This window comes from Moorena sp. SIO3A2 (genome assembly GCF_010672265.1).
Lineage (GTDB): Bacteria > Cyanobacteriota > Cyanobacteriia > Cyanobacteriales > Coleofasciculaceae > Moorena > Moorena producens.
Map to the genome: position 1 here is coordinate 378057 of NZ_JAAHHC010000007.1, position 21086 is coordinate 399142.

At 43.7% G+C, this 21086-nt stretch carries 21 protein-coding genes; 13 read left to right on the top strand and 8 right to left on the bottom strand.

Going from position 1 to position 21086, the window contains the following annotated elements:
• The first annotated feature begins 381 nt into the window (after positions 1 to 381).
• The 7 genes from F6K64_RS11210 (at position 382) to F6K64_RS11240 (ending at position 9152) form a co-directional block, all read left to right on the top strand.
• Positions 382 to 1647, top strand: a complete 1266-nt coding sequence (locus F6K64_RS11210) for a glycosyltransferase family 4 protein (RefSeq protein WP_009148942.1) — start codon at positions 382 to 384, stop codon at positions 1645 to 1647.
• Positions 1648 to 1875: 228 nt separating this feature from the next.
• Positions 1876 to 2892: a glycosyltransferase family protein gene (locus F6K64_RS11215; protein WP_044494313.1), complete on the top strand. Its 1017-nt coding sequence runs from the start codon at positions 1876 to 1878 to the stop codon at positions 2890 to 2892.
• Positions 2893 to 3027: 135 nt separating this feature from the next.
• Positions 3028 to 4386 (top strand): oligosaccharide flippase family protein, encoded by a 1359-nt coding sequence (locus tag F6K64_RS11220; RefSeq protein WP_009148936.1) that lies wholly within the window; start codon positions 3028 to 3030, stop codon positions 4384 to 4386.
• Positions 4387 to 4483: 97 nt separating this feature from the next.
• On the top strand, positions 4484 to 5293 hold the full coding sequence (locus tag F6K64_RS11225) for a 2OG-Fe(II) oxygenase (RefSeq protein ID WP_009148933.1): 810 nt from the start codon (positions 4484 to 4486) through the stop codon (positions 5291 to 5293).
• A 367-nt stretch (positions 5294 to 5660) separates the two neighbouring features.
• Positions 5661 to 7076, top strand: a complete 1416-nt coding sequence (locus F6K64_RS11230; protein WP_044494311.1) for a hypothetical protein — start codon at positions 5661 to 5663, stop codon at positions 7074 to 7076.
• Between the two features lie 166 nt (positions 7077 to 7242).
• Complete coding sequence (locus tag F6K64_RS11235; RefSeq protein ID WP_009148925.1) at positions 7243 to 8253, top strand: glycosyltransferase family 2 protein; 1011 nt, start codon at positions 7243 to 7245, stop codon at positions 8251 to 8253.
• A 311-nt stretch (positions 8254 to 8564) separates the two neighbouring features.
• On the top strand, positions 8565 to 9152 hold the full coding sequence (locus tag F6K64_RS11240; protein WP_009148922.1) for a serine O-acetyltransferase: 588 nt from the start codon (positions 8565 to 8567) through the stop codon (positions 9150 to 9152).
• Here F6K64_RS11240 and F6K64_RS11245 read toward each other — a convergent pair.
• A complete protein-coding gene (locus F6K64_RS11245; RefSeq protein WP_131827117.1) occupies positions 9145 to 9393 on the bottom strand; it encodes a hypothetical protein in 249 nt (82 codons plus the stop codon). The two genes, F6K64_RS11240 and F6K64_RS11245, sit on opposite strands and share 8 nt — an antisense overlap.
• Positions 9394 to 9408: 15 nt before the next feature.
• Here F6K64_RS11245 and F6K64_RS11250 point away from each other — a divergent pair, with 15 nt between their 5' ends.
• Positions 9409 to 9966 (top strand): Uma2 family endonuclease, encoded by a 558-nt coding sequence (locus F6K64_RS11250; RefSeq protein WP_009148920.1) that lies wholly within the window; start codon positions 9409 to 9411, stop codon positions 9964 to 9966.
• Between the two features lie 156 nt (positions 9967 to 10122).
• On the opposite strand, the gene F6K64_RS11255 is transcribed toward F6K64_RS11250, so the two are convergent.
• Together F6K64_RS11255 and F6K64_RS11260 are read right to left on the bottom strand one after the other, a co-directional pair.
• Positions 10123 to 10335, bottom strand: a complete 213-nt coding sequence (locus F6K64_RS11255) for a type II toxin-antitoxin system HicB family antitoxin (RefSeq protein WP_009148918.1) — start codon at positions 10333 to 10335, stop codon at positions 10123 to 10125.
• Positions 10332 to 10556, bottom strand: coding sequence for a type II toxin-antitoxin system HicA family toxin (locus tag F6K64_RS11260; RefSeq protein WP_044494309.1), 225 nt, complete (start codon positions 10554 to 10556; stop codon positions 10332 to 10334). Before F6K64_RS11260 ends, F6K64_RS11255 begins: the two co-directional genes overlap by 4 nt.
• 31 nt (positions 10557 to 10587) lie before the next feature.
• On the opposite strand from F6K64_RS11260, the gene F6K64_RS11265 reads away from it, so the two are divergent.
• Positions 10588 to 10713, top strand: a complete 126-nt coding sequence (locus tag F6K64_RS11265; protein WP_009148913.1) for a hypothetical protein — start codon at positions 10588 to 10590, stop codon at positions 10711 to 10713.
• A gap of 191 nt (positions 10714 to 10904) precedes the next feature.
• Here the strand turns inward: F6K64_RS11265 and F6K64_RS11270 are convergent, their stop codons facing one another.
• The 3 genes from F6K64_RS11270 to F6K64_RS11280 all read right to left on the bottom strand — a co-directional run bounded on the left by F6K64_RS11270 (position 10905) and on the right by F6K64_RS11280 (position 15521).
• Positions 10905 to 11186 carry a hypothetical protein gene (locus tag F6K64_RS11270; protein ID WP_009148911.1) on the bottom strand — a complete coding sequence of 94 codons (282 nt, stop codon included), beginning with the start codon at positions 11184 to 11186 and terminating at the stop codon, positions 10905 to 10907.
• A gap of 423 nt (positions 11187 to 11609) precedes the next feature.
• Entirely contained in the window at positions 11610 to 15032 is a 3423-nt protein-coding gene (locus F6K64_RS11275) for an NB-ARC domain-containing protein (protein WP_353814121.1), read from the bottom strand.
• Positions 15033 to 15521 (bottom strand): hypothetical protein, encoded by a 489-nt coding sequence (locus tag F6K64_RS11280; RefSeq protein WP_287257000.1) that lies wholly within the window; start codon positions 15519 to 15521, stop codon positions 15033 to 15035. It abuts the gene before it with no gap.
• A gap of 970 nt (positions 15522 to 16491) precedes the next feature.
• Here F6K64_RS11280 and F6K64_RS11285 point away from each other — a divergent pair.
• The 3 genes from F6K64_RS11285 to F6K64_RS11295 all read left to right on the top strand — a co-directional run bounded on the left by F6K64_RS11285 (position 16492) and on the right by F6K64_RS11295 (position 19619).
• On the top strand, positions 16492 to 16734 hold the full coding sequence (locus F6K64_RS11285; protein ID WP_287265437.1) for a hypothetical protein: 243 nt from the start codon (positions 16492 to 16494) through the stop codon (positions 16732 to 16734).
• A 544-nt stretch (positions 16735 to 17278) separates the two neighbouring features.
• The gene (locus tag F6K64_RS11290; RefSeq protein ID WP_287265438.1) at positions 17279 to 18826 is read left to right on the top strand and encodes an ammonium transporter; all 1548 of its coding nucleotides are present in this window, start codon (positions 17279 to 17281) and stop codon (positions 18824 to 18826) included.
• A 319-nt stretch (positions 18827 to 19145) separates the two neighbouring features.
• The gene (locus tag F6K64_RS11295) at positions 19146 to 19619 is read left to right on the top strand and encodes a hypothetical protein (RefSeq protein WP_143764228.1); all 474 of its coding nucleotides are present in this window, start codon (positions 19146 to 19148) and stop codon (positions 19617 to 19619) included.
• A gap of 14 nt (positions 19620 to 19633) precedes the next feature.
• Here the strand turns inward: F6K64_RS11295 and ppk2 are convergent, their stop codons facing one another.
• Positions 19634 to 20617 (bottom strand): polyphosphate kinase 2, encoded by a 984-nt coding sequence (gene ppk2 / locus F6K64_RS11300; protein WP_009148897.1) that lies wholly within the window; start codon positions 20615 to 20617, stop codon positions 19634 to 19636.
• Between the two features lie 39 nt (positions 20618 to 20656).
• On the opposite strand from ppk2, the gene F6K64_RS11305 reads away from it, so the two are divergent.
• Complete coding sequence (locus F6K64_RS11305) at positions 20657 to 20794, top strand: hypothetical protein (protein WP_009148895.1); 138 nt, start codon at positions 20657 to 20659, stop codon at positions 20792 to 20794.
• Positions 20795 to 20863: 69 nt separating this feature from the next.
• Here the strand turns inward: F6K64_RS11305 and F6K64_RS11310 are convergent, their stop codons facing one another.
• Positions 20864 to 21043: a hypothetical protein gene (locus tag F6K64_RS11310; protein ID WP_131827118.1), complete on the bottom strand. Its 180-nt coding sequence runs from the start codon at positions 21041 to 21043 to the stop codon at positions 20864 to 20866.
• Between the last annotated feature and the right edge of the window lie 43 nt (positions 21044 to 21086).

Consider the following 21086-nt stretch of genomic DNA (forward strand, 5'->3'; position numbering starts at 1 on the left):
AAATTCTACATTCTACATTCTACATTCTGCATTCTGACAGACAACCTTGGCCTTTAGGCCACCCTACGCGAATAACCTGCCACCGAAACTTATTCTGCCGGATACGATATTACCTATCCTCCATGGGATCGCAATCCGGATTCTGAGTTCACAGTTAGTAAGAACAATTAATAACATACTGTCACCAAAGTTGCTTTAGTCTAAGGAGGCGGCAAAATTGGTACGGACAATGGAGCCTAATCAGGTGATGTTAATGAAGGCGTTACATCCCTTGAAACATTTGAAGATTTTTCTCGATCTATTCCATCTCTTAGATAAGGTGTCAATCTACGAACTACGAAAAATTCATAGAAACAGACATACCGTTGCCCCGAGTTCACGATGACAATTGCCTATCTAGTTAATCAGTATCCTAAGGTAAGTCACAGCTTTATCCGGCGAGAGATTGCAGGTCTTGAGGCTTGCGATATTCAAGTCAAACGTTTTTCTATCCGTTCCTGCGCCTCTGAACTAGTTGATCAAGCCGATCAACTAGAGCTACAGAAGACTCGATTTGTCTTAGGAGTTGGCATCGTGGGCTTGTGTTTTAGCCTATTACGCACTGCCTTAACCAGACCGATACGTCTTTTGAAGACCTTAGAGCTGACCCTCAAAATCGGCTGGGGTTCAGACCGAGGAGTTTTGAATCATCTAGCGTACTTAGCTGAGGCTTGCCTTCTGCTGGGTTGGTTTTCCGAGTCAGATATTGAGAAGGTTCACGCCCACTTCGGAACAAACTCAACTACAGTAGCGATGTTATGTCATGCTCTCGGTGGACCATCTTACAGCTTCACAGTTCATGGTCCAGAAGAGTTTGATAAATCCCAACTTCTCGCTTTAAGAGAAAAAATCAACCGAGCTGCTTTTGTGGTCGCGGTTAGCTCCTTTGGCAAAAGCCAGCTTTATCGATGGTGCAGCCACAAACAGTGGTCAAAAATCCATGTGATCCACTGTGGTGTGGATGAGATGTTTTTGAGTAAAACCCACACCCCGATACCAGAGGTGCCACGCTTAGTTTGCGTTGGTCGCCTCAGTGAACAAAAAGGACATCTACTCTTGATTGAAGCGGCCCATCAGTTAGCCGCTGAGGGCTTGCAGTTCAAGTTGGTACTAGTGGGTGATGGACCGTTGCGTACGCAAATTGAAGCAACTATTGCCCAGTTGGGTTTGCAAGACCACATTGAGATTACTGGCTGGGCTAGTAATACTGAGGTTCAGCAACAAATTTTAGCAGCACGGGCTCTCGTACTGCCCAGCTTTGCGGAAGGATTACCAGTCGTGCTCATGGAAGCTTTAGCCCTGGGTCGTCCAGTGATTACTACTTATGTTGCTGGGATACCGGAGTTGGTGGGTGATGGCAGCTGTGGTTGGCTGGTGCCACCCGGTTCTGTTGAAGCTTTAACCGCAGCAATGGCTGAAGCCTTAAACTCCCCGGTGGAAACCCTGGAGGAAATGGGTAAAGCTGGGGCGGAGCGGGTGGCTAGGCGGCATGATGTCGCAACAGAAGCCAAGAAATTGTCAGCCCTATTTTTGTCTAATCCTGAACTACCTCCAAAGCAAGCTCCGATTGAGGCACCACCAAGGAGTGCTAAGCTCTCACGTATTTAAATTGTGAATCAAATTGTGAATCGGGGCAACAGATGAGCATTTTCGGCGTTGCTGAATTGAAGTATGAATTTATTTGTCTTGTTTCAGTAACGCCCCCGTGGGTCCCCCAAAATTGGGGGACTTGAAATTATCTTTCTCCCCCAGAATTGGGGGTTGGGGGGCAAAATCATACCTGTAATTAGCAACGCCCCATTTTGAATAATTTCCCTTATTTGTAACAGTTAGCTGATGCGTTTTGTATTTTTGCTTTCAGACTTTTCAACAAGCACCACTTGGCAGGGAATATACCGTGTCCTTCGCCGTCCTAAGCTAAAGCCAATTCAGAGTTGGGTCAGGCGTAGGTGGCTTTATAAATCCGAAGTAAACGGCGGAGACCTGAATATCATGCGTCACTGCTTGGCAGCTCGGGAATCTGGGGCTGATGCAGTAATTGCCACCATGACTGGTCGTAACACCTTTGGTAATACTTGGGGGATTCACGATCTACCCTTTATCCGTTGGGCAGATCGTCGTCCCGATGATGTATGCATTATTCCTGATTGGCTCACACTATTGATCAATGATGTCAAAGGACCAGCGATCGCTTATCTCCAGGTTCCAATTTTGGTTAAAGCGGATTTTGACTATCGAGATAGCCGTGTGGCTCTTTGGACAGACTCTCCCTTCATGAAGGAAATATGCGAAGCCACTTATCCTGGCAAAGACATTGAGATCGTTCCCAATGTAGTTGACAACAAGGCATTTCCATTTATTCCTCAAGCAGAAAGAGAAGCAGGTTTGGTCTTCGCCTTTCCCAGAAAAGGTCCTGAGTTCATCACCGAGACTGAGGAATGGTATCAAAAGTTAGGTGGTACATACTGGAGATTTGAGCGTGTGGATGGACTTCCCTTTCACGAACTAGCAAAGCAGTTTAGACGACCACAAGTCTTCCTGGCATCTGCAGAGGTTGAGGGTTGTGCCCTTCCTCCCCAAGAATCCATGGCAGCAGGAATTGTGGTAGTGGGCAAGACTGCCCGTGGGGCAAATTTCTGCATGGAACACCGTAAGACTGCTATGGCTGCCGAGACTCCTGAGGCGGCAGCACGATGTCTTTTGGAACTAGAGCATGCAGAACTTCGTGACAATATTTCACGCAATGCTCACGACTATATTAGTCGTTATTTCTCATCTCAAGAGCCAGCCCGTTTCTGGCAAAAGACCGTTCGCGAGTATTCATCTGGTGCTCAACAACTATTATCTACCTAGCTGTAACTTAAAACCTACATTACACAACATGCTCAGATATCAGCTGTAGAGCCAATCTTTAAAACTAACTAAATTATCTGATGCCTTTAAGTCTGCAACCCCACCCATCCCGTCTACCTACTCGGAAATCTAACCATGTCCTCATCACTTAAAAAACAACTCCTCCGTGGGGCTATTTGGACAGTAGCTGGTTATGGAACAAGTCAGTTTCTGAGACTGGCAAGTAATCTTGTTCTGACCCGCCTGCTTGCACCAGAGTTTTTCGGCTTAATGGCTCTAGCCAACGTTTTCATCATTGGCTTACGGTTATTCTCCGATGTCGGTATTGGTGCAAGCATCATCCAGAATAAACGTGGGGATGACCCAGTTTTTCTGAATACTATCTGGACTATTCAGGTTTTGCGGGGCCTTTTGCTGTGGGTGGCTTGTCTTATAATTACTTGGCCAGTTGCCCACTTCTATAATAACCCGCAGCTGTTATGGCTGATGCCAGTAATTGGTGTGATTCCACTGATTGAGGGATTCAACTCCACTGCTGTGTGGAGCCTCAACCGCCAGATGGCATTTGGCAAGATCATGATGTTTGAGCTGGTGGGGCAATTGTCCGGCCTGATCTTGATGGTCACTTGGGCTTTTGTCAATCGGACAATCTGGGCTCTTGCTATTGGAAATGTGCTGACGGCATTGGTCAAAATGGTAATGAGTCATTGGTTAATTCCTGGAAAATCAAACCGCTTTACCTGGGAGAAAGAGGCAGCTAACAGCATTTTTTCCTTCGGGAAATGGATATTTATTTCAACGGCCCTTACCTTTCTCGCGACCCAAGCCGACCGACTAATTCTAGGCAAATTGTTTTCATTTGAGCTATTGGGAATTTATGGTGTTGCCTTTAATTTAGCGTACCTACCTTCCCAGGTAATCTCGGCAATTAGTTCCAAGGTGCTTTTGCCAACGTTTTCTCAGCTGGCTGATTTGCCTCGGGAAACCTTTCGGATCAAGATTTGGTACAATCGGCAACTTATCCTAGTGGTTGCAGCATTGATGTTGACAGTCAGTACTGCTTTTGGAGATGTTGCGATTTTTATCTTATATGATGAGAGGTTTTATGAGGCGGCTTGGATGTTACCAATCCTGACCCTAGGCATCTGGCCTGCATTATTAATTGATACCGTTCAGCAAGCCCTGATGGCTCTTGGCAAGCCAAACTATAACGCTTACAGTCAATTGGTCAAGAGTCTTAAGGTTTGTATTGGCATACCCCTAGGATTTTATCTGATGGAAAAGTTGGGAAATGGAGCACTCGGAGCAGTAGTCGTGATTGCTTTCAATGACATTCTCCCTTATCTAGTAATAACTTATGGTCTCTGTCGTGAAGGGCTTTCCTTTATTAAGCAAGACCTCTGGGCTACTGCACTACTGTTGACATTACTGATGTGGGTGATTTGGGCTCGATATATGTTGGGTTTTGGATATCCCATCAGTGGACTTTTTTAAAACAGGGAACAGGGCACAGGGAACAGGTAACAAAAATTATTACAATCTATTTAGGATTGCTATTATTTAATAAAACTAAAATTAATTAAAAAAACTAATGGATGATAAAATGTATTCCAAATTAAACTATTGCCTAGAGCCAGAAAAATTAACTAAATTTGCGAATGATAATTGTGAAATATACGCCCAGTCTGAGCCATTTCCACACATTATCATGGATAACTTTTTTCCAGAAGATGTCCTAGATAAGATTCTGAATGAGTTTCCTAAAGCTGATGCAATTGATTGGCAAAAGTTTGATGCTGCACCAGAAAAAAAACTGGCCTCAAAATCGGAAATACAAATGGGAGAGTACACCCGATTTTTTCTGTATCAGCTCAATTCATCAACTTTCCTTAACTTTTTAGAAACCTTAACTGGCATTGATGGAATAATCCCTGATCCTCATTTTGTTGGTGGTGGCTTACATCAGATCGAAAAAGGTGGTTACTTAAAAATCCATGCTGATTTCAATCGCCATACAAAATTGCGCCTTGACCGCCGCTTAAATCTTCTGATCTATCTCAACAAAGATTGGCAAGAAGACTATGGTGGTTATTTTGAAATGTGGGATAAAGAGATGACAAAGTCTCAGAAAAAAATTCTCCCCGTCTTCAACCGATGTGTCATATTTAATACTACCGATTTTTCCTATCACGGACATCCTGAGCCATTAACTTGTCCAGAAGGACGGACTCGGAAATCCTTGGCACTTTACTACTACAGCAATGGCAGACCAGCTGAAGAGCTTTCTAATAGTGGCGACCATTCTACATTATTTAAGGCTCGACCAGGAGAAAAAATACAACTTAAAAAATCTCCAGTAACCAAAGTCAAGAAATTTATTAAGAAGTTAATTATTGAGTAAGAATTCAGCGGTCAGTGGTCAGCGGTCAGCGGTCAGCGGTCAGCCGTTGGCCTTTGGCACCTCAAGTAGCGTGGAACAGGCTTCTGGGAGCATGTCACCTTTGTAATTAGGTACATAGATCCCCCCTAGCCCCCCTTAAAAAAGGGGGGAATTAGATTTAAAAGTCCCCCTTATTAAGGGAAACGGGGGATCTGAACAGGGATTAACAAAATTGACATGCTCCCCAGGGTTCGACGCTGTGACCTAACCCATAAGCTGATCACTGATAGCTGATAGCTAATACCTGATAGCTGATAGCTGATAGCTGATAGCTGATAGCTGATAATTACTCAAACAACTCTGTTCACGTTCATGCCCAAAAAAGCCAATGAGTTTTTTAGTCCCCATCGTCATGTTCGGCTGGATTCCAGTTGTTCTTTATCTCTTCATGAGAATTCCAGCTCAGCGGGCAGTCATTGTGAGTTTCATCGTAGCATGGCTATTCTTACCTGTGGCAGAATATGCTTTGCCTGGTCTACCTGACTATACTAAGATGTCGGCAACTTGCTACGGTATTTTGTTGGCTACTTTTATATACGATGTTGGGCGTATTAGCTCCTTTAAATTCAGCTGGATTGACTTGCCCATCCTGATTTGGTGCCTATGTCCATTGGCTTCATCTATTACGAATGGCTTGGGGGCTTACGATGGTTTCTCTACTGTTTTGACGCAAACCTTGACCTGGGGAGTACCCTATTTTCTCGGTCGGATCTATCTCAATAACTTGAGTGGATTACGTGACTTGGCAATTGGGATTTTCATGGGGGGGTTGGTATATGTTCCCCTATGTTTGTACGAAATTCGTTTTAGTCCCCAGCTCCATAGGATATTGTACGGCTTCCATGCTCATCCTGACTTTGGCCAAACAATGCGTTACGGGGGATGGAGACCGACAGTATTTATGATCCACGGTTTGCCAGTGGGTATGTGGATGATGGCAGCTAGTTTAGTGGGAATTTGGCTATGGCACACTGGGGTGATCAAACAACTCTGGAATATTCCCATGAAGTGGCTGGTAGCTGCGTTGTTGATCACATTTATATTGTGCAAATCCACTGGTGCCTATTTTTTACTACTCTTGGGAGTTGGCATCTTGTTTGTGGGCAAGCAATTTCGTACTGCTTTGCCAGTCTTTATCCTAATTGGGCTTATTTGTTCTTACTTATACATTAACTCACAGACTGAAACCTACGTTAGTGATCAGATTATCTCAAATGTATCGAGTGTGGTTCCTGCAGACCGTATCCAATCCTTACAGTTTAGATTTGATAATGAAGAGCTACTTGTAGATAAAGCACGGGAACGGATCGTGTTTGGCTGGGGAGGATGGGGAAGAAGTCTGATCTTTAATGACAAGGGTGAGCAAGTTACAGTTCCAGATAGTTTGTGGATTATTGCGTTTGGTGAAACTGGTACCGTTGGACTAGCCAGCCTGACCACATCCTTACTAATGCCGGTGTTGACTATGTTTTGGTTCCGTTGTCCAGCCGAGTTGTGGCCAAAGCGGCAAGCGTCACCAGTGGCGGTGCTGACCGTGGCCGTAGCGTTATACATGGTGGAATTTATGCTCAATGCCCATGGTAATCCAGTCTTTGTATTGGCTTGTGGAGGACTATCAGGATTGGTGATCCAAGAACCTACAACCAATAAGGTTAAAAAAGTCCCGGCATTGGCAGCCCAGCGTTATCGTAATCAAAATCGTAATCAAAATCGTAATCAACGAAGACAAGTTCAACGGAATTAGGGATGATATAGCAGGGAGTAGGGAGTAGGGAGTAGGGAGTAGGGAGTAGGGTAAAAAATCTGTGTAAATTATTACGATCAACAACAGGATTTTGTTACTAAAAAAATATAAATTAACTAACAAATAATAATTATTTAGCTAAGGAAAAAAAACGCCAAATTTAGTTATGTCTAATGAACTAAAAAACAATCCCGTAAATTCTTTACTTATAGTAATTGTTAACTACAAAACCCCTAGTTTAACTATTGATTGCTTACGCTCTCTAGCGGATGAAATCCCAGGTTTATCGAATACTCAGGTGGTAGTGGCAGATAATGCGTCTGGGGATGGATCGGCTGTTGCCATTAAAAATGCGATCGCAAACGAAAACTGGGGTAGTTGGGCATCGGTGATGGCACTAGAGCACAATGGTGGATTTGCCTTTGGCAATAACGCTGTGATCCGCCCAGCCCTGAAGTCTAATCAGCCACCGGATTATGTGTTGTTGCTCAATCCAGACACCATTGTTCGTCCTAGGGCGATCAAAACCCTGGTGGAGTTTATGAGTGACCATCCCCAGGTGGGTATTGCTGGCTCTCGCCTGGAAGAGCCTGACAGTACCCCTCAGTGTTCAGCATTTCGGTTTCATACCGTCCTCAGTGAGCTAGATTCTGGTTTGCGTCTCGGTATCGTATCGACATTATTATCGGAGTGGGTAGTTTGGCCACCGATTCCTGACCAACCCTGTCCAACGGATTGGGTAGCTGGGGCAAGTATGATTATTCGCCGGGAAGTGTTTGAGCAGGTTGGCCTGATCGATGAAGCGTATTTCATGTATTACGAAGAAATGGACTTTTGCCTGCAAGCCCAGAGAGCTGGCTGGGAATGCTGGTATGTCCCTGAAAGTCGCGTAGTCCACTTAGTTGGACAAAGTTCAGGTGTTACCGACACCAAGCGTCCACCCAAACGCCGACCCCAGTATGTGTTTGATTCTCGACGACGGTATTTTCTTAAAAACTATGGTTGGTTTTACGCTGCTCTAGCGGATCACACCTGGGCTTCTAGTTATTTATTGTGGCAATTGCGCCGAATGGTTCAAGGTAAGCCCGATAATGACCCACCCCAGTTACTTACTGATTTTCTGCGCAATAGTGTGTTTTGTAAAGGAGGTGCTTTTAGTAGTCCGAAGATTTCGTGATTAGGTTTCAGCTATCAGCTATCAGCTTTCAGTTATCAGCTTTCAGCTATTAGCTATCAGCTATCAGTTATCAGCTATCAGCTTTCAGCTATTAGCTTTCAGCTATTAGCTATCAGCTATCAGTTATCAGCTTTTAGCTTTTGAATAAAACAGGTAAGCATTGGTTTAATCTGAGTTACGTCAGCTGACCGCTGACCGCTGACCGCTGACCGCTGACCGCTTACAATTCCCGATTCCCGATTCCCGATTCCCGATTCTAAATTCTAAATTCTAAATTCTTCATTCTAAATTCTACATTCTAAAAACAGATTATGGTGATGCCAACAGATTTAACGGCAAATTCTACCCAGCCAAAAACCGATAATTTGGGACTTTGGCAACAAATTAAAGAAGATTGGAAAGCCCATGGTTGTGATTGGACTAAGCCGGGATTTCGGGCTGTAGCGGTGCAGCGGTTTGGAGTTTGGAGAATGAACATAGAGCCGAAGTTACTACGGGCTCCGTTTAGTATTCTCTACCGAGCATTATATCGTAAAGTTCGTAATACCTATGGGATTGAATTACCTTACACCGTAAAGCTTGGTCGCCGAGTAATTATTGAGCATCAAAGTGGGATTGTGATTCATGGGGATTGCACCATTGGTGATGATACTATCCTCCGTCAAGGAGTAACTTTGGGGAATCGTTACTTAGATCGTCCTTTGGATGCCCCCATTTTAGGAAAAAGTGTCAATGTTGGGGCTGGTGCCAAGATTTTTGGCAAGGTTACTATCGGTAATGGGGCAAATATTGGTGCTAATGCTGTAGTTTTATCTGATGTACCTGCTGGCGCAACGGTAGTGGGAATTCCTGCTAAAGTTATTAAGATGCGTTCTTTCGACGAGAATGGCTCTAGTTGAGATGTAAACAAGGGAATCGGGAATCGGGAATCGGGAATCGGGAATCGGGAATCGGGAATCGGGAATCGGGAATCGGGAATCGGGAATCGGGAATCGGGAATCGGGAATCGGGAATCGGGAATCGGGAATCGGCTTGTCTATTGCTAGCATGCCTATTGCTAGCATGCCTATTGCCTCTTGCCTCTTGCCTCTTGCCTGTTACCGACTGCCGACTCCCTTTATTATATACTAATAGAGTCACTGTCTTGAAATTGTCATGATTGCTGATCCAAGCCCCAATTACATTTCAAACGAAGAGTATCTATCCTACGAAGAAGATAGTGCCATCAAACACGAGTATATTGATGGAGAAGTCTATGCCATGGCTGGCGCGAGTGATGCCCATGTTACTATTGCCGGTAACTTATTTGCTCTGTTAAGAAATCATGTCAGGGGCACTGGCTGTCGGGTTTATATGGCAGATATGAAAGCTTATGTCGAAGCATCCAATAGTTATTATTATCCTGATGTTTTCGTGACTTGCGATGCCAGAGACCGAGAATTGAGCAATTATAAAAAATATCCCTGTTTAATTGTAGAAGTTTTATCTCCAAAAACTGAAGCCTTTGACCGGGGTGATAAATTTTATGATTATCGAAAACTAGACACCTTGGTGGAATATGTTTTAATTAGCCAAAACCGTCAACGCTTAGATTGCTTTCGCCGGAATTCCGAGGGAATTTGGACATTGCAATTTTATGATCCGGGCAGTGAGATTCATCTAGAAACTGTGGATTTTAGGACTAGTATTGAAGCTTTGTATGAAGATGTATAGCGCAAGGCAATAGGCATGCTAGCAATAGGCAATAGGCATGCTAGCAATAGGCAATAGCGATGCAGCGCTGCTCCCTGCTCCCTGCTCCCTAAAACCCAGATATTTGTACCTCACAAGTCGTAAAATTGCTATAATAGGTTAATGCTTACTTTTAGGCTAATTTAATGCTACCTCTAGTATCTTTGGAGTTGGTAACTCTTTATTAACTTGGCTATAGGCGTACACCAAATCCTCTAAAACTTCCTTAGCATTCTCAAGAGCTTCCTCATAGGTGTCACCGTGGGTACGAGCATAGTTACCCCATTCGGGTAAACTAGCCACATAAGAGTTATCTTCCTCTGACCATTGAATTAAAATGCTATATTTCATGATTCATCCTCCTGTTCTAATTGTGCCAGTTCTTTGAGTACTTCTATTACTTCTTTTTCTTGATAAGGCTTGGAATCGTTACTATCTTTACCAGACAGAACTACAGGATTTGTGATTAGTGGATGAACCCAATAAGAATGACTACCTTTTCCCCGCTTAGGCAAGAGTTGAAATCCTGCTTTCTGCAACATTTGCTTTAATTGTCTTATTTTTTTCGGCATGCCAATAACTATAACATACTTCCTAAGACTTATGGGTGACCTAGAACAACTGACCAAAGATATTCAAGAACTACCAGAAGACGCTCAAAAAATTATTGCCGATATCATTGAGGTGTTCAAAAAACAGTATGTAACAGAAAAAACCGGCATCTCTTAATCCTCTGGAATTAGAGGATCAACCTTTTATTGGTATGGGTCGTGATCGACAAGATACTCAAAATAGTAGCGAATGGGTGAGAAGAATTCGACAACAGCATTGCCAATGATTTAACGTGATTGAGTGATTTTAGTCATCCGCCAATTCTAAAGCTATCATATAGCTTGTGTCTAAAAACAAGCAATTCATTATTAATAGTTATATAAATACTGATCAATAGATGTAGAAGCATCACTGACTCCACCTACAACTGGATTCTCTCCGAGTCCCCAAATCGGATCATCTACACTATTGTTATTTTCTGGTAGCTGTTGATTGTTTTGCTGTAATTGTTTAAGTTTAACAATTTCATGATGCAATGCTAATACAACTAATTCCTCAAGATTATTGACTAGTCCTGTTTGAATTAGCTGTTCTGTAGTTTTTAGCAAATCTGTGGGTAAATTTAAAGTGATTTGATTGACGTTTTCCATGGATAGTATTGTTTTGAGGAGATGAGAGGCTTACTTATTATTAATTTAGGTTATATATAGTCTAGCTTAGTTAGCAAAACGAAACTTGCCCATGATTAAGCTAACATTAGCTTAGCGCAATTATTCCCCATGGCACAGGCATCAACTGAATCCTAACATTGGTTAACTTCACAGCCAGTAAGAGGTTGTCTGAGAAGTCTCATTGTCTCATTTGCTACATCCAAGCCCCCTAAATCCCCCAATTTTGGGGGACTTTTAGCAACAAATGGATTCTTTTTCCCCCCAGAATTGGGGGGCTAGGGGGGCAAAATTCAGTATAAAAAACTTTTCAGATATCCTCTAAAGCTAATAATAATTCCTCTATCCTTGATTAACTCTTATCTCTTCCCGATTCCCGATTCCCGATTCCCGATTCCCGATTCCCTATTTCCACCATCGACTAACATCATCAACCGCTGCCACCGTTTCTATTAGGGCTTCAATACCCCCAAACTTGATGATTAAAGGAGCTAATTCAGGAAGAGCTTTAAGAAAATTGGGACGGGTTAGACTAGCTAAACCATCAAGAATTTGTTGCCAAAAAGGAAAATCAACTGACGAAGGAGTTAATCTCTTAATTAAGCCCTGTAAGGCACTGGCTCGGTTGGATTCAGACCCAATTGCTCTGGCGCAATCTAAGGCTTCTGGCAACAGATCCGGTAAGTGGGGGGCTAAGGCGACTAAGGCATCGGCTCGGTCTTTTTCATCGGAAATCCCTCTGGCGCAATCTAAGGCTTTGGGTAACAACACATCGGGTAAGTGGGGGGCTAAGGCGACTAAGGCATGAGCTCGTTCTTTTTCAGACTTAATCCCTCTGGCGCAATCTAAGGCTTGAGGTAACACATCCGGTAAATGGGGGGCTAAGGCGACTAAGGCTCTGGCTCGGAAGTATTTATCCCGAATACCTCTGGCGCAATCTAAGGCTTCCGATAACACATCGGGTAACTGGGGGGCTAAGGCGACTAAGGCTTCGGCTCGGTGGTATTGATCCGAAATCCCTCTGGCGCAATCTAAGGCTTCCGGTAACAGATCGGGTAAGTGGGGGACTAAGGCGACTAAGGCATAACCTCGGAAGCATTCATGGGAAATCCCTCTGGCGCAATCTAAGGCTTCCGATAACACATCGGGTAACTGGGGGGCTAAGGCGACTAAGGCTTCGGCTCGGTGGTATTGATCCGAAATCCCTCTGGCGCAATCTAAGGCTTCCGGTAACAGATCGGGTAAGTGGGGGACTAAGGCGACTAAGGCATCGGCTCGGGAGTATTCATGTCCAATCCCTCTGGCGCAGTCTAAAGCTTCTGGTAACACATCGGGTAAGTGGGGGACTAAGGCGACTAAGGCTAATGCTCGGGAGTTTTCATCGGAAATCCGTCTGGCACAATCTAAGGCTTCTGGTAACACATCGGGTAAGTGGGGGACTAAGGCGACTAAGGCATCGGCTCGGGAGTTTTCAAACTCAATCCCTCTGGCGCAATCTAAAGCTTCTGGTAACACATCGGGTAAGTGGGGGGCTAAGGCGATTAAGGCTAATGCTCGGGAGGATTCAAACGAAATCCCTCTGGCGCAATCTAAGGCTTCCGATAACACATCGGGTAAGTGGGGAGCTAAGTGTCCTAAGGCTAATGCTCGGTAGTATTTATCGGAAATCCTTCTGGCGCAATCTAAGGCTTCCGATAACACATCGGGTAAGTGGGAGGCTAAGGCGACTAAGGCATTGGCTCGGTGGTATTGATCCCAAATCCCTCTGGCGCAATCTAAAGCTTCCGGTAACACATCGGGTAAGTAGGGGGCTAAGTCTCCTAAGGCTAATGCTCGGTGGTGTTGATCCGAAATCCTTCTGGCGCAATCTAAGGCTTGGGGTAACACATCCGGTAAGTCGGGGGCTAAGGCCACTAAGGCTCTGGCTCGGGAGTATTCATCGGAAATCCCTCTGGCGCAATCTAAGGCTTGGGGTAACAACACATCGGGTAAGTGAGGGGCTAAGCCGATTAAGGCTAATGCTCGCTGGTATTCATACTTAATCTCTCTAGCGCAATCTAAGACTTGGGGTAACAAACTTTGGGGTAAGTGGGGGGCTAAGCCGATTAAGGCATCGGCTCGGTGATCTTCATCCGAAATCCCTCTGGCGACTTCTAAGGCTTGGTGTAACAACACTTCCGATAAGTGGGGGGCTAAGGCTCTTAAGGTATTGGCTCGATCTTCTTCATGCGAAATGCCTCTGGCGCAATCTAAGGCTTCCGGTAATAAAGAAGAAGGAAGATACTTACTAATTGCCCTCAAACCCTCTGCTTGACGTTTATAATCTTTGCTCTGTCGCACATAAGCTAGTCCCTGAGCTGGCGTCCAGATTTCTTTATCAACTAATGCTGCCATTAACCTTGGAGGAATATTTCCAGCCAAGCTGTTGAGGGATGTGGTAATCAGAGCATACCGACACTGTAGACTAATCGATTCTGTAGGATTTTCTTTAAAATTAGCTGCTGCTATTGCCCAAGCTTTCGATACATCCTTGATAAAATTAGCAGTTTTTCCCTGTCTATCACACTGCCAATACCAACCGTTATCTCCTGCTGGAGTTTCTTCTTTCAGCAGTTGATGAATTTGATCGATTTTTTGGGCTTTCTCTAGGTGCCAGGTTAAGTGGTTATAGATATAACCATCATCGGGTAAGGTATGCCATAATCCCTTTTCGGTCTTAGTTTGATAACGTTCTAATAATTGCTGATGAGCTTCTGTAATTGATAATGTTAGCTCTGGTTGCAGCAGATTACGGGCTAAATCATGTAACAAGTCATGGAGGCGATAGTTAGTTTCTTGGGTACTAGAGACACCAGGTAGTAATAACGCTTTTTGTCGTAAGTATCGTAAAGTCTTTTTGGCTTTAAATGAATTACAGTTCCATAACGTTGTCGCCATGGTTTCAGTAATGGTAACATCCTCCGGCAGTACCCCTAACCAAGCAAATTTTTTCAATCTCTCGGGGGATAATCGCTTTAAACTGAGATTAAACGAAGCCACTAGACTGTAGTTTTTGCGCTTAGCGTCACTTGGTTCTTCTTCTGCTGACCATCGATCTAAAGCTTCTAAATCAGCAATTTCAGCTTGTAACTCATCCAGTAACTCTTCCCAAGAGAATCCATCCCCAATTTGGGCAGCAGCTAATTCTAATCCTAGGGGTAAGTAGCCGACGGTTTTAGCTAAGGTTTTAGCATATTCCAGTTCTTGATTAGTTAGCTTATTGTTGAAACAACCCGTTAATAACTCCAAGGATTGATTTAGAGTCATCACGTCCAAATTATAGGGAATCGCACCCTTAACCGGAGCTTCTCTGGTAGTGACTAAAACCCGACAGCCACCCCCTGCTACTCGAAAGGGTTCAACATGGTCAGGATGCCAAACATCATCCACCACTAGCAAGGCTTTTTGATCAGATAATAACGTTCTTAATTGTAAAGAAGCGCTATCAATATTAATCGGTTTGAAATCATAATCTCCTAATGCCTGTATCCACGTACTTAGAAACGATAAAATATCAGGTTGCTGACCTAAGGTTGCCCAAAAAATCCCATCGGGAAAATCGGATTGAATGTCTGGATCATGGGCTAAGGCTGCAGTAATGGTGGATTTCCCAATTCCTCCTAAGCCATAGATCGCACTAACCACTAAAGTGCCAACTCTAGCGGTTTCTTGGGATAAAAGAATTTGTTTTAGTCGTTGGCTTACTTCCGGGCGTTCGACATAATACCGAGGTAGTGGGGGTGCTTGATTTGGTCGAGTTTGGTTAACCTGACTCCCAGGCGACGGCAGTCAAGTATTATTATAATTAATAGTTTGGTCGCCTTTAATAATATTTTGGCTTCCTCCAATATTAGTATTATCTTTATTAATACTCTTCCCTTGGACGAAGTTACCCTGGTTATCTACTTTCTCAATGTTGTAATTGTCACGCTTAGCTTGGTGGAATTCCAAAGCTTTGGTAATCTTTTCAATAATTTCCTCTAAGTTAGGCAAAGTTTCAGCATCAACCGTAGTCACCAAACGCTCCATACTTTGGGCAACTTCCGGATTTTGCTTTGCTGCTGCTTCTACTTCCAATACCACCTTGGCATAATCAAGTGCTTGCTCTGGAGCTTGCTCGATCGCCATTACTGTATCTGGAGACTGGTTTCTCAGGGATTCCACAAACTGGCTAGTCTGGTCCCAGACAACTTGCCCGACATTTTCCCCAGTTTTTTCTAGGGCTTTCGTGGCGAGCACAGTAGAAATAGCGACAACGGCAGCAGCTAATGGTTCCATTTTTGAAGGAGATTATTCAGAGTCTTGGTTTATTATAGTATTTTTAAATTGGGTGAGTTAGTTAGTAGTTAGTAGGGTGGGCAGTGCCTACTAATGCTATCGCCAGATGCTGTTATCTATCTTTGGCACTGCCCACCCTACATCAATATTCTATTGTGATTAATTCTTTGGTGGGCAGTGCCTACTTATCCTATCTCTAGCTGCTCTTATCTATCTTTGGCACTGCCCACCCTACATCACTATTCTCTATTGTGATTAATTCCCGTGGTGGGCAGTGCCTACTAATGCGATCGCCAGCTGCTGTTATCTATCTTTGGCACTGCCCACCCTACATCAATATTCTATTGTGATTAATTCTTTGGTGGGCAGTGCTTACTAATGCTATCGCCAGCTGCTGTTATCTATCTTTGGCACTGCCCACCCTACATCAATATTCTATTGTGATTAATTCTTTGGTGGGCAGTGCCTAGTCATCCTATCTCTAGCTGCTGTTATCTATCTTTGGCACTGCCCACCCTACATCAATATTCTCTATTGTGATTAATTCGCGCGGTGGGCAGTGCCTACTAATGCGATCGCCAGCTGCTGTTATCTATCTTTGGCACTGCCCACCCTACATTAATATTCTTGATGCTCTATCAGTTAAACAGATTTTTTGATATTTCCTATTCCCTGTTCCCTGCTCGATCAAAATAGAATACCATAAAAAAATCCTGTACAAATTAAACATAATTTAGGAGATCAATTGCTAAAAATACTATTTGTAAATAAATGTAAAAATTTTTAATTAACCCTTGCATTTTTTCGATGAGTTATGTATAGTATAGAAGGTGACGACTGAAACTAATAGCCGCGCTGGCAATACCTGTTAACCACGACCAGCGCGGCTTTCCTCCCTCCTAAATAGGAGTTACTTCCATCATGCAAAAAAAAATCACGATCATCAATCCTGGTTGGGTGCATCTCATTTTTGCGGTTTGACCCGGTAGGTGCCATGGGCATCTTGGTGCCATGGGCATCTTGGTGGAACAGGCATCTTACTGGCATGGGTATCTTGCTGGCATGGGCATCTTGGTGGAACGGGCATCTTGGTGCCATGGGCATCTTGGTGGAACGGGCATCTTGCCCGTTTCCTGCCGCAACTGTAAGCATTCAGCTAATCCGCTACTTGAGGTGCTACTTGAGGTGCCAAAGGCCAACGGCTGACAGCTGACAGCTGACTGCTGACTGCTGAATAATTACATTTTATGAGAGTAAAAAAACAGGAATATATTTCGACGAATAAAAAAAGAAAAAGGGTAATGCTAGCATACAATAGTGAAAATATCGTCTACTCTAAGAGTAAGATAGTGCTTAACTGTTCCTGGAAAAACACTGTCAAGTGCCCGGGGAGTTAATAGTTATAGTTACTCATAGAATCAAGGGAACTAGTGTAAGGATAAGCCAAGTCAATGGTCACTCATGACTTAGGCTGATTTAAGATTAGGGTGTTATCTACGCCAACATTTTATCTACGCCAAAAGAGTTTTCACTAGTAGCCCAAGGCCAAAAAAAATTAATTAATTCAGTTGTCTACTAGGTTATTTGTACTAATTCATAATGATCACAGATAACCGAGATTGTAGGTATCCATCGACAGGATTTGGAATCAATTATTTGACCATGATTCCCATACCACTGTCGATTACCACGTAAGCTGACAGCTGAATGCTTACAAGTATTGATTTTTATTCTAAGCACTAAACCTTTGATTACTAATGTCTAAACAAAAGCGCAAAAGGTTAAGGTGCATCAGCGCTTGGAGGCTGCAAAGCTGGAAAGTTTGCTTGCCCTTAATCCCAATAATTATTCTGTTGTGTGCCGAGGTAGCAGTAGCCCAGAATCCACCTTTTAAGACTACCCTTGAATCGCTCCAAATCACCGTGAATACTATCTGGGTGATATTCACTGGTTGTTTAGTATTCTTCATGAACGCGGGCTTTGGGATGTTGGAGGTTGGTCTTTGCCGCCAAAAGAATGCCGCCAACATTTTGACTAAAAACCTGATTGTGTTTGCCCTGTCTACAGCCGCTTACTGGGCAGTTGGCTTTGCTTTCATGTTTGGTGATGGCAACCCTGTTTTAGGTTTCAATGGCTTTTTCCTTTCGGGATCAGATAATAGTCCAGCCATAGGAGAAGCCTACAACGGTGTCTTCTATTCACTAAAAGATATTGGTATACCCCTCAACGCCAAATTCTTTTTTCAACTGGTTTTTGCTGGAACTGCTGCCACTATTGTCTCTGGAGCAGTGGCGGAGCGCATCAAATTTTCTGCCTTTTGTCTGTTCAGCCTTCTACTGGTGGGCATCATTTACCCAATCACAGGTCACTGGATTTGGGGAGGAGGCTGGCTAGGAGGAGGCTGGCTACAAGGGCTGAAATTTTGGGACTTTGCTGGTTCAACCGTAGTTCACTCCGTAGGCGGTTGCTGTGCCTTAGTAGGTACTTACCTTCTCGGACCACGCAAAGGCAAATATATAGATGGCGTTTCCTATGGGCTGCCCGGACACAATCTCAGCCTGGCGATTCTAGGTTGCTTGATTTTATGGCTGGGCTGGTTTGGTTTTAACCCCGGCTCAACGATTTTTAATCCCGGAACGACGAATTTAGATCCCAACGCAATTAGCCATATTGTCCTCACCACTAATACAGCAGCTTGTGCAGGGGGTATTGCCGCAGCTCTAACTACCTGGCTTGACCCAAGGGATCCTGACAGTAAGCCTGACCCCACTATGATTATTAACGGAGTACTGTCGGGTTTGGTAGCCATTACCGCATCCTGTCGATTCGTTACCATTGGTAGCGCTATCACCATAGGTCTGCTGGCAGGAATAATAGTGGTCTTTTCAGTAGACTTCTGGGACAGGATGAAAATTGATGATCCAGTAGGTGCTATTTCTGTCCATCTTGTCGGTGGAGTCTGGGGAACACTGGCTTTAGGTCTTTTCAGTGAAGGACCTGGTGATTTGTATAGTATTGGTAACGGTCCAGTAGCCGGACTATTCTGTGGTGGCGGGATAGATAGTATCCGGCAGCTTTTTATTCAACTACTCGGCATTGTTGCTGTAGATGTGTCAACGGTTTTCCTGAGCTGGCTAGCTTGGTTATTAGTTAAACGTATACTTTCCTCAAGTCTAAGGGTTACAGAAAAAGCAGAAATTGAAGGTCTAGATTTCCACGAACACCGTATGAATGCCTACAGTGGCTTTTTGTTTAAGGGAGATCTCAAGCAATCACCGCTGAGGGATCAGCAAAGACAAAATTAACACACTGTTCTGTAGATACAAGCAAACCCATTAAATTCTAGGATTCAGCCGGTTATGAAGGTAATCAATAACAGTATTTTCCAGCAAATAAGTTTAATTTGATACAGACAAACTAAGCCAAAGGATTATGATCATAAATGAAATTAGTTTAGGAATAGTGTGATCATAGTTTTATTGGATACCGATCAAGACTATCAATATAGCAATCCGTGTAGCAATTGATATAATTTTGATGCCATATTCCCTACTCCCTGTTCCCTGTTCCCTGTTCCCTGTTCCCTGTTCCCTTTGCTAGAGTAGTTTAATCAAAATTAATCCCATGAACATAATCAATATGTCAAAAAACACACAAGATTACGATAGCATTGTTAGGGATTTAGTAGCTGATAATGATGACATTTTAGGTGCAGTTATCCTCTATAAACAGTTGCCAATTACTCAGTTAATAGGTAAATTAAATAAAACTGAAATTCTAAAAATAGCCGATAAAATAATCGAGTTTCACCAATCGATTAACCGCTTACCTAGTCTGGTAAACAACGAAAAAATATTCATGGAATCTAGAGATACTTTGCTGATTGTTGTTTTTTACCCTAATCAGTGTTTGTTGCTAGTTAAAGCTAAGCAAACTGATATCGTTGGCAGGATTCTACATGCTATTGAAGAAACATCACAAAAGATTCAGTCTTTACTTGACCCTAGAGGAGCTTATCGAAATAGTTATCAGTTATTGTCTCAGGCAAAGGATAATGAAATAAAATACAGGAAGAAACCCCTAAGTCCTGAATTTTAGGACGTTCCCAAATGTCAATACAACTGGGGCACAAAGAATTGCTCATACAGAGGTGGGCGCACATAGTTATTGGGAGCCTTCTTGCGTGGGGGTAATTCTAGAGGTTCCGGTGTCATATCAATGTAGGGAATCTTGCTGAGAATATGACTGATGCAATTAAGACGAGCCCGCTTTTTGTCATCAGCTTCCACCGTGAACCAGGGGGCTTCGGGAATATTGGTGTGAGCCAACATGTTGTCTTTTGCTTGGGAATATTCCACCCAGCGATCGCGAGATTCTAGATCCATCGGGCTGAGCTTCCAGCGACGAGCGGGATCGGTGGTGCGAGATTGGAAGCGTCGCTCTTGTTCTTCATCGCTAACTGAAAACCAATACTTCAGCAAAATTATGCCGGATCTGACCAACATCCGCTCAAATTCTGGGCAGGTTTGCATGAATTCCTGATACTGTGCATCGGTACAAAAACCCATCACATGCTCCACCCCAGCGCGATTGTACCAACTGCGGTCAAAACAGACAATTTCACCGGCTGCGGGCAGATGAGCGACATAGCGCTGGAAATACCATTGGGTCTTTTCCCGATCACTCGGTGTACCCAATGCCACAATTCGGCAGCCACGTGGATTTAGGGGTTCGGTAATCCGTTTAATAGTGCCCCCCTTACCAGCTGCATCACGTCCTTCAAACACAATCACAATGCGGGTACCAGTATGCTTAGTCCAGTATTGCATTTTCACCAGTTCCAATTGTAGACGGGCAAGCTCCTTTTCATAAATTTTCCTGGGAAGTTTAGAGCTGCCTTCTGCCTCAGAAATGTGGTAGAACACTTTTCGTTCTGAATTTGGGAGATTGGCCTTCTTTTGTTTCTTAAGTTTTTTCTTATTTAATTTTTTCTTATTTAATTTTTTCTTATCTTTCTTTTTACTATCTGCTGCTAGTAGATGCTTCTTTTTGCTCGCCCGTTGGGACTGATCCCCATTCATAGATTTATTTTTCATTGCTATACAACCCTGTATTTGTATTGAGCTTGATGTAGGGTGGGCAGTGGATCAGGCAGATTAACCAAGCTGGTCATCAGGTGGCTAGGCACTGCCCACCCTAGGATTAATATGCTGGATAAACTTAGTGCGATCGCAACTCTAGTTGATGTAGATGTAGGGTGGGCAGTGGATTAGGCAGATTCACTAAGCTGGCCATCAGGTGGCTAGGCACTGCCCACCCTAGGATTAATATGCTGGATAAACTTAGTGCGATCGCAACTCTAGTTGATGTAGATGTAAGGTGGGCAGTGGATTAGGCAGATTCACCAAGTTGCCCATCAGGTGGCTAGGCACTGCCCACCTTACTGAGATGTAGTTGGTAAGATGTAGGGTGGGCAGTGGATCAGGCAGATTCACGAAGCTGCCCATAGGGTTGGTAGGCACTGCCCACCCTACGATTAATCACTTTTTTACAAATATAAGATAC